Genomic DNA, 526 nt, shown 5'->3' with positions numbered 1-526 from the left:
TGGCATCTACGATCTCGCCGCCAATGCGGGTTGGGTCAGTGTCGGCATGGACCATGACACCGCGGCCTTCGCGGTCCAGACGATCCGCCGCTTGTGGCACGACACCGGCAGCCTACGCTATCCGAACGCCCGGCATCTGGTCATCACCGCTGATGGCGGTGGCAGCAACGGCTCGCGCCTGCGGCTATGGAAGCGTGAGCTGCAGCGCCTCGCCGATGAACTCGGCATCGAGATCACCGTCCACCACTTGCCTCCTGGCACCAGCAAATGGAACAAGATCGAGCACCGGCTGTTCTCCTTCATCAGCCAAAACTGGCGGGCCAAACCGCTGGTCAGCTATCGCATCATCGTCGACCTGATCAGCGCCACCACCACAGAGACCGGCCTGACGGTGCGCTGCGAACTCGACACCAACGCCTATCCCAAGGGCATCACCGTCTCCGATGCAGAGATGGCAAACATCAACATCAGCCGTGCCAACTTCCATGGCGAGTGGAACTACACGATCCGGCCTCGCCATGCTCCA

1 protein-coding gene is annotated in these 526 nt (G+C 62.0%); it reads left to right on the top strand.

Annotated elements, in window-relative coordinates; translation table 11 throughout:
• Positions 1–526 (top strand): ISAzo13 family transposase (locus tag GSE44_RS25215; RefSeq protein WP_159351555.1); only part of this gene is annotated, 526 nt, incomplete at both ends.

Source organism: Muricoccus harenae, assembly GCF_009848505.1.
Classification (GTDB): Bacteria; Pseudomonadota; Alphaproteobacteria; order Acetobacterales; family Acetobacteraceae; genus Roseomonas; species Roseomonas harenae.
This window is presented reverse-complemented; position numbering and strand designations above follow the sequence as displayed.